This window comes from Agathobaculum sp. TL06 (assembly GCF_054658635.1).
This window is the reverse complement of sequence record NZ_BAAGGY010000004.1, coordinates 156,580-163,982: the sequence shown is the minus strand read 5'-3', so window position 1 is coordinate 163,982 and position 7,403 is coordinate 156,580. Positions and strand designations below refer to the sequence as shown.

The window sequence follows — 7,403 nt, the reverse complement described above, 5'->3', positions numbered from 1 at the left end:
TCGCGGAGGCGGCGAAGCGGCTGTATGCGTTGGTGCTGGACATCGCGGGCGGCAGACCCTCCAAAACCGAGCTGCTGGGCTACCGTGAAATCGCCATCTTCAAAAACGGCGTTACGCTGTAAATAAACACGGCCGGCGCTTTTGCCGCCGGCCGGACTGTCGAAAGCGGATTGCAACGGGAGGAGGAAGGTGCTATACTGGTAAACACCATGTAGGGAAACATGAGGAGAGGAAGCGGTGTTTATGCCAGAAACCATCAAAATCCTGCATTTCAGCCCAACCGGCGGGACTCGGCGCGCGGCGCTGCTGCTCGCAAAGGGGATCGCACCCAACGTGCGGGAGTATGATCTCTGTGATCCGCAGGCTGAGCCGTCGGCATTTCATCCGGACGACGTGGCACTGGTTGTCGGCCCTGCTTACGGCGGGCGGCTGCCGGCCCTGATGACCGAACGGCTGAAAAAATGGCAGGGCAACGGCGCGCGGGCGGTGGCGGCCGCGGTGTACGGTGGCAGGGCCTATGAGGACACGCTGATCGAGCTGAGCGATCTGCTGCGCGGGCAGGGATTCCGCGTTATGGCAGCGGCTGCGCTGCTGGCGGAGCATTCGATCGTACATATTGCCGCCGGACGTCCGGACGAACAGGACGCGCGGCAGCTCGGCGCGTTCGGCAGGCAGATCGCGGCGAAGCTGGACCACGGCCCGCAGGAGGAGCCTGCCGTGCCGGGTAGCCACCCCTATAAGGAGTGGAGCGGCATGCCCGCCGCGCCGCAGGTGTCGGAAGCCTGCACCGGCTGCGGCCTGTGCGCGGAAAAATGTCCCGCACGGGCGATCCCGACCGGACAGCCGGATACGACCGACCCGTCGCGCTGCATCCTGTGCATGCGCTGTGTCGCCATCTGCCCGCAGCAGGCCCGCGCCCTGCCTGCCCCGATGCTGGAAGCGCTGCGGAGAAAGCTGGCGCCGTTTGACGCAGAGCAGCGTGAGAACGAGCTTTTTCTGTAAAAAAACACGGCTGACCCAAACGGTCAGCCGTGTTTTTGGTTGGGTTGGCATGATTCGCCGGCCGCCGCCGCGTCAAAGCAGGGCGGCAGCAGATTGGTCATGCTTCGCAGGCTGATGCCCAGGGTGGAAAGATTGTGCAGCATGGCCGACGCGGCCGGCATGAGCACGCCCGCCGCGCCCAGGACGATCAGCATGCCGTTGAAGCCGATCACGAACCGGTAATTGGCGTGGATGCGGCGCATCAGCCCCTGCGCGACCCGCCGCAGCGCGACCAGCTCGAACAGGCTGTCCGCCGCGATGGTGACGTCCGCGATCTCACGCGCGATCGCCGCGCCATCGCTGATTGCAATGCCCACGCTGGCGGCGGACAGGGCGGGCGAATCGTTGATACCGTCGCCCAGCATGATGACCGTGCGGCCGGCGGCGCGTTCGGCCTCTACAAAATGCGCCTTGTCCTCGGGCAGGACCTCTGCGCGGTAATCGTCCACCCCGACCTGCGCCGCAATCGCGGCCGCGGTGCGCTCGCTGTCACCGGTCAGCATGACGGTGCGCCGGATGCCGCGCGCGCGCAGCGCCTGTATCGCGGCCTTTGCCTCGTCGCGGAGTGGGTCCGCGATGCAGATAACCGCCGCCAGTTCGCCGCCGATGGCGAGATACAGGTGGGAGAATTCCGCGGGAAGCGCGTCAAACGCCGCCTGCTCTCCGGCGGGGATTACGGTTTTTTCATCCTCAAAGACAAAGTGCGCGCTGCCGATGATGACCTTTTCCCCGTCCACCGTGCTGGAGATACCGTGCGCGACCAGATATTCGACCTGGGAGTGCATTTCCTCGTGGGCGAGCCGGCGCTCCCTGGCGGCGCGCACGACCGCGTTGGCCATGGAATGCGGGAAATGCTCCTCCAGGCAGGCGGCGACGCGCAGCATTTCGGCCTCGCTGCGCCCGCCGAACGGAATGACCCGCGCGACAACCGGACAGGCGTGGGTCAGCGTGCCGGTTTTGTCAAACACAATCGTATCCGCGCCTGCGACCGCTTCCAGAAATTTGCCGCCCTTGACCGTGATATGGTAGGCGCTTGCCTCGCGCATGGCGGACAGCACCGCCAGCGGCATCGCAAGCTTGAGCGCGCAGGAGAAGTCCACCATCAGGACGGACAGCGCGCGCGTGACGTTTCGCGTCAGCAGGAAGCTGAGCGCGCTGCCGGCGAGCGTATAGGGGACCAGGCGGTCGGCCAGACGGGAGGCTCTGCTTTCCGCCGTGGATTTGAGCCGTTCGGACTGCTCGATCATGGAGACGATCTTGTCATAGCGGCTTTCGCCGGAATGCTGGGTGACGCGTAATACGCATTCGCCCTCCTCGACGACCGTTCCGGCGTAAACGGCCGTACCCGGGCGCTTGGCGACCGGCATGGATTCGCCGGTCAGGGACGCCTGGTTAACCATGACCTCGCCCTCGACGATCGTTCCGTCAATCGGGATCACGCCGCCCATGCGGACCGCAATGCAGTCGCCCGCGCCGATCTGACCGAGTGGGATGAGGGTTTCGGTATCGCCGTCCTTGCGCCAGACGCGGTCCACGCCCAGCGCCATGCAGCGGGCCAGGTCGTCAACCGACTTTTTGTGCGTCCACTCCTCCAGCAGCTCGCCCAGCTCGAGCAGGAACATAACCGAGCCGGCCGTGCCGAAGTCGCGGCGGGCGATCGAGATGCCGATGGAAAGCGCGTCGAGCAGTTCAACGTGCATGCGGCGGCGCAGCAGGCAGCGCAGGCCGCGCCGCAGGAAGGGAAAGGAAACCCAGCAGATCCGCGCGATTTGAAGCGGGGAGGGCAGGAACAGGCTGCAGGCCGCTTTGACCAGCACCTTGCCGACCAGCTTTTCCTGATACTGCCGGTTGAGCATGCGGCTGCTGTGCAGGGGGGCGAGCGCCGCGACGCGCGGGTCCTGATAGGAGAAGCGGCCGATCGCCTCCAGCACGGCTGCGCGGCCGCCCTGATAGCGGATCACGGCGCAGCGGGTGCGTTCATGGACTGCGGCCTGCGCCACCCCCGCGCAGGACTGCAGATAGGCTTCCAGCAGGTCGGCCTGCTCCGGCGTCATCCGCTTTTGGGCAAGACGGACGCGCAGGCGCCCGCTGCTTTCGTGTAAAATGGTTGCTTTCATTGCTTGACCTCCAAAACGGGAAAAAGAGGGCCGCCTATGCGCCCCTCTTTGACAAACGGGTTGTAATCAGCCCTGGGTTTCCGCGGCGGTATCCGCAACGGCCTCTTCCTGCGCCGTGCGGGCCTGGTTGATATCCTGCGCGGAGGCCAGGATGTCGGCCGCGTTCTCCTGCACGGTGTTGACCGTGGTCATGACCGATTCCTTCACCCGCAGCGCGGCGGCGGTGGCATGGGTATAAACGTTTTTGGCGTCCTTGCTGGACAGCAGTTTGATACCGGCCGAACCGAACAGCGCGCCGCCGACAAACAGGGCGATATCCTTGCAGTATTTCTTCATAAATGCTTCCTCCTTATCACTTGCGCCTGTAGCCTGTAATCATGACCATGACCATGCAGATCACAGCGCCCCAGGCCCAAAACCGATGTTGTTTCAAGGCGAACACCTCCTGGATGGGTCGTTTCCCGTTAGGGATAAGCATAGCATATCCGTTCGGCAAATTCCACCGGATTTGGACGGGGATAAACGGTTTTAGACATTTTTCTCGGCCGCAATGCGGCGGTAGCGGGAGGGGGGAAGATGGTACAGGCGGCGAAACGCCACGCCGAACTGGCTGACGCTGCCGTATCCCACGGCAACCGAAACCTGCATCACGGACAGGGAGGAGGAGAGCAAAAGCTCGGCCGCGCGCTGCAGCCGCTGCTGCTGGAGGTATTGGTGGAGCGGCTGGCCGTATAGCTGCCGGAAGCAGCTCTTGAGCGAGGTGGGGGAGATATGGAACTGCTGCGCAAGGCGGCTGATCGTCAGATGCTCCGCGAGGTGCTCCAGCATATAGGCATGAACCTGCTGCACGACGTCCGTCAGGTATTGATCGTAGTAGTCTGCGGCTGCCGGAGAGACCAGCGGGCTTTGGCGGCACAGAAGATACAGCAGTTCCACCGCCTTGAGTGTGCAGTACTGCCCGCGATCGGAAGCGGGCAGGTCCCTGAGCGCGGAGAACACCGCGTTGCCCCAGGCGCTGCCGCGCACCGCCGCGCAGTCGTGATGCGCTGCCATCAGCACGCCGACCTGGCGGGTGTCTAACGTCAGGCCGCCAAACAGGGCGCAAAGCTCCCGCAGGCTGTGCCGGGCCTCACAGCCGACGACCGAGACAAGGACGCCCGCAAAACGGCTGTCCGCAAACTGGACGGACCGAACCTGCGCGGGATCGGAAAGCAGCAGGATCTCCCGCGGTTTGAGCCTGACCTGCCGGCCGTCCGCCAAAGAAAGCAGCAGCCCGCCGCGGCAGCAGTACAGCGTTTCAAAGTGCGGATGTGTGGGGCGGGCGGAAAAGCATTCCGGCGGCGCGCAGTCAAAATCGCAGACGCGTACGCCGGACATGGGGGCGGTCCAGCGGATATGGCCGGACGAAAGTCCGGCATTCGATAATTGTTCCAACAGCGCTTCCAGCATGCCGATCCTCCACAGAAAAGTTCGCGGTGGCTAACTATTGGTTAGCTAAAACTAACTTACAGTCAGAATTATACGCCAAAACAGCGGGGCTTGTCAAGGATTGGATAATACAAAAAGCGGACGCCCCGATCGGGGCGTCCGTCTGGCCGTCTGGCTGCTTACAGGGTAAGGGAGGGAGCGGCGTAAACGCGCGCCTGCAGCTCGCTGTTGAGCATGTAGAGCGCCTTGGCGTCGCTGCCGAACAGCTCCATCTTGGTGATGAGGTCGGAGGAATTTTTTTCCTCCTCGCCCTGCTCCTTGACGAACCAGTCAAGGAACTGAACAGTGCGGAAATCGTTTGCCGACTGGGCGGCTCCATAAATGGTGTTGATTAGTGCGGTGACGTACTGTTCGTGCTCGTATGCGACCTGCAGCGGGTCCATCAGCGTGGAGAACGCCTTGTCCGGCTTGGCGATCGCTTCCAGCGTGACCTTCTGGTTATTGTTGTGCAGGTACTGATAGATCAGCATGGCGTGGTCCTGCTCCTCCCTGGCCTGGATTTCGTACCAGTTTGCAAAACCGTCTAGCCCTTTGTCGGAGTAGAAGTTGGCGATGTCAAGATACAGATAGGCGGAATAAAATTCCTTGTTGATTTGGTCGTTGAGCAATTCGGAAACCTTGCGATCCATTTTAAGTAACCTCCTCAGAGCGGGGATGGAATAAACCATCTCAAATATTAATTGATATTATATATCAATTATAACACATCCGCACCCGCTGTCAAGAGAAAAAACGGAAATACTGGCGCGGGAAAGAGAAGCATGAATTTATTTTACGAAATAAGAAAAATGTGGTATACTAAAAAAACAAGAAAAATGGAACGAGGGGAAATATGAAAGAAATACTCAAAAAATGGAATGACATCAGCCTGGTCAAACGGATTATCTGCGGTTTGGCGGTCGGCATCCTCCTCGGGGTGGTCGCGCCGCAGCTGACGGCGCTCTCCCTGCTGGGCGACCTGTTTGTCGGCGCGCTGAAGGCGGTCGCGCCGCTGCTGGTCCTGTTTCTGGTCATGGGCGCGCTGTCCAACCACAAAGAGGGCAAGCAGACCAACATGAAAAGCATCATCGGTCTGTATCTGCTGGGTACGTTCCTGGCAGGCTGCGTGGCGGTTGTGGCGAGCTTCCTGTTCCCGATCTCGCTTACGCTGGCGGAAAGCGCTTCCGATGTGGCGCCCCCGGGCGGTATCGGCGAGGTGCTGCACACTTTGATGATGAATCTGGTTTCCAACCCGATCAGCGCCCTGGCGGACGCCAACTATATCGGCATTCTGGCCTGGGCGGTGTTGCTCGGCATTGCGCTGCGCAAGGCTTCGGACGGCACCAAGCGTGCGATCGGCAATATTGCGGATGCGATTTCGCAGATCGTCCGGTGGATCATTAACTGTGCGCCGTTCGGCGTAATGGGCCTGGTTTTCACCACGATCTCCGAGCAGGGAATCGATGCCCTGCTCAGCTACGGCAAGCTGATCCTGCTGCTGGTCGGCAGCATGGCGTTCGTGGCGTTTATCGTCAACCCGATCATCACCTTTATCGGCATCCGCAAAAACCCCTATCCGCTGGTGCTGAAGTGCCTGAAGGACAGCGGCATCACCGCTTTCTTTACGCGCAGCTCGGCCGCGAATATTCCGGTCAACATGAAGCTGTGCGAGGAGCTGGGGCTGGACCGCGATACCTATGCGGTATCCATCCCGCTGGGCTCCACGATCAACATGGGCGGCGCGGCAGTCACGATCTCCATACTCGCGCTTGCCGCGGCGAACACCATGGGCATAGAGGTGGATTTGGCGTCCGCAATCGTGCTGAGCGTGCTCTCCGCGGTCAGCGCGTGCGGCGCATCCGGCGTGGCGGGCGGCTCGCTGCTGCTGGTCCCGCTGGCCTGCAGCCTGTTCGGCATCCCGAACGATATCGCGATGCAGGTAGTGGGCGTCGGTTTTATCGTCGGCGTGATCCAGGATTCCTGCGAGACCGCGATCAATTCCTCGACCGATGTGCTGTATACCGCGGTCGCGGAGTATGCCCAAAAGCGCAAGCTGCAGAAAAACTAAAGACAAGCCGGAAAGGGCCTGCTTTGCACAAGCAGGCCCTTTTTTGGCGAAAAACGATGAAAGGGTCAACCTCCTCACGATACTATGGAGCCTGCAAGCAGAAAAGGAATGACGATATAGAAATATCCTGATATAATGTGTGTAAATAGGAATTATGGAGGGGATAAAATGCTTGAAAATATGCCATCTCAATCAATTATGGCTGAATTGCTCGGACAATCTCTGTTTGAAGTCTGGCAAGCGTTATGCCTGACTATTGAAGAAAAATACGAAATGGAACGGGTATGGAATACTGGCGGTAAAAAGTGGGTCTACGAGTATAAATATCGCAGGGGCGGGAAAACGCTTTGCTGTTTATATGCAAAAAGCAACTGCGTAGGCTTCCTGATTATCTTTGGAAAAGAGGAAAGAGCAAAGTTCGAGGCGATAAGAGGTTCTCTTTCTAACGCTGTTTGCAGGCAATATGATGAAGCAGAAACCTATCATGATGGGAAATGGATCATGTTTGAACCGACGGATCCCGCTGAATTCGATGATTATATGAAATTATTGGCTATTAAGCGGAAACCAAATCGGAAATAAGAATTCCATATGGCAAAAGCGTTCTCCCAAAAGATGAAAATTTGCGGGAGGATGCATGTAATGAAAAAGCGACAGGGGACGGAAGCAGATGCTTCCGTCCCCTGTCTGGAAGAGAAGAGGATGTGCGG

7 protein-coding genes are annotated in these 7,403 nt (G+C 59.9%); 3 read left to right on the top strand and 4 right to left on the bottom strand.

Annotation, left to right across the window (positions count from 1 at the left end; all coding sequences use genetic code 11):
- The first annotated feature begins 243 nt into the window (after positions 1–243).
- Positions 244–1,002 carry an EFR1 family ferrodoxin gene (locus ACYQ3S_RS04005; RefSeq protein WP_459687438.1) on the top strand — a complete coding sequence of 253 codons (759 nt, stop codon included), beginning with the start codon at positions 244–246 and terminating at the stop codon, positions 1,000–1,002.
- Between the two features lie 23 nt (positions 1,003–1,025).
- On the opposite strand, the gene ACYQ3S_RS04000 is transcribed toward ACYQ3S_RS04005, so the two are convergent.
- From ACYQ3S_RS04000 to ACYQ3S_RS03985, 4 genes are all read right to left on the bottom strand, one after another.
- Complete coding sequence (locus tag ACYQ3S_RS04000; RefSeq protein WP_459687437.1) at positions 1,026–3,158, bottom strand: heavy metal translocating P-type ATPase; 2,133 nt, start codon at positions 3,156–3,158, stop codon at positions 1,026–1,028.
- A 66-nt stretch (positions 3,159–3,224) separates the two neighbouring features.
- A complete protein-coding gene (locus ACYQ3S_RS03995) occupies positions 3,225–3,494 on the bottom strand; it encodes a DUF6110 family protein (protein WP_459687436.1) in 270 nt (89 codons plus the stop codon).
- 192 nt (positions 3,495–3,686) lie between these two features.
- The gene (locus tag ACYQ3S_RS03990; RefSeq protein WP_459687435.1) at positions 3,687–4,607 is read right to left on the bottom strand and encodes a helix-turn-helix transcriptional regulator; all 921 of its coding nucleotides are present in this window, start codon (positions 4,605–4,607) and stop codon (positions 3,687–3,689) included.
- Between the two features lie 158 nt (positions 4,608–4,765).
- On the bottom strand, positions 4,766–5,275 hold the full coding sequence (locus ACYQ3S_RS03985) for a ferritin (RefSeq protein ID WP_459687434.1): 510 nt from the start codon (positions 5,273–5,275) through the stop codon (positions 4,766–4,768).
- A gap of 203 nt (positions 5,276–5,478) precedes the next feature.
- Here ACYQ3S_RS03985 and sstT point away from each other — a divergent pair, with 203 nt between their 5' ends.
- Entirely contained in the window at positions 5,479–6,693 is a 1,215-nt protein-coding gene (gene sstT / locus ACYQ3S_RS03980) for a serine/threonine transporter SstT (RefSeq protein ID WP_459687433.1), read from the top strand.
- A 168-nt stretch (positions 6,694–6,861) separates the two neighbouring features.
- Positions 6,862–7,275 (top strand): DUF3788 domain-containing protein, encoded by a 414-nt coding sequence (locus ACYQ3S_RS03975; RefSeq protein ID WP_459687432.1) that lies wholly within the window; start codon positions 6,862–6,864, stop codon positions 7,273–7,275.
- The last annotated feature ends 128 nt before the right edge of the window (positions 7,276–7,403 follow it).

Coding starts and splice junctions, on each gene's coding strand:
- ACYQ3S_RS03995 (WP_459687436.1), bottom strand. CDS start 3,494: ATGAAGAAATACTGCAAGGATATCGCCCTGTTTGTCGGCGGCGCGCTG.
- ACYQ3S_RS03985 (WP_459687434.1), bottom strand. CDS start 5,275: ATGGATCGCAAGGTTTCCGAATTGCTCAACGACCAAATCAACAAGGAA.
- sstT (WP_459687433.1), top strand. CDS start 5,479: ATGAAAGAAATACTCAAAAAATGGAATGACATCAGCCTGGTCAAACGG.
- ACYQ3S_RS03990 (WP_459687435.1), bottom strand. CDS start 4,607: ATGCTGGAAGCGCTGTTGGAACAATTATCGAATGCCGGACTTTCGTCC.
- ACYQ3S_RS03975 (WP_459687432.1), top strand. CDS start 6,862: ATGCTTGAAAATATGCCATCTCAATCAATTATGGCTGAATTGCTCGGA.
- ACYQ3S_RS04000 (WP_459687437.1), bottom strand. CDS start 3,158: ATGAAAGCAACCATTTTACACGAAAGCAGCGGGCGCCTGCGCGTCCGT.
- ACYQ3S_RS04005 (WP_459687438.1), top strand. CDS start 244: ATGCCAGAAACCATCAAAATCCTGCATTTCAGCCCAACCGGCGGGACT.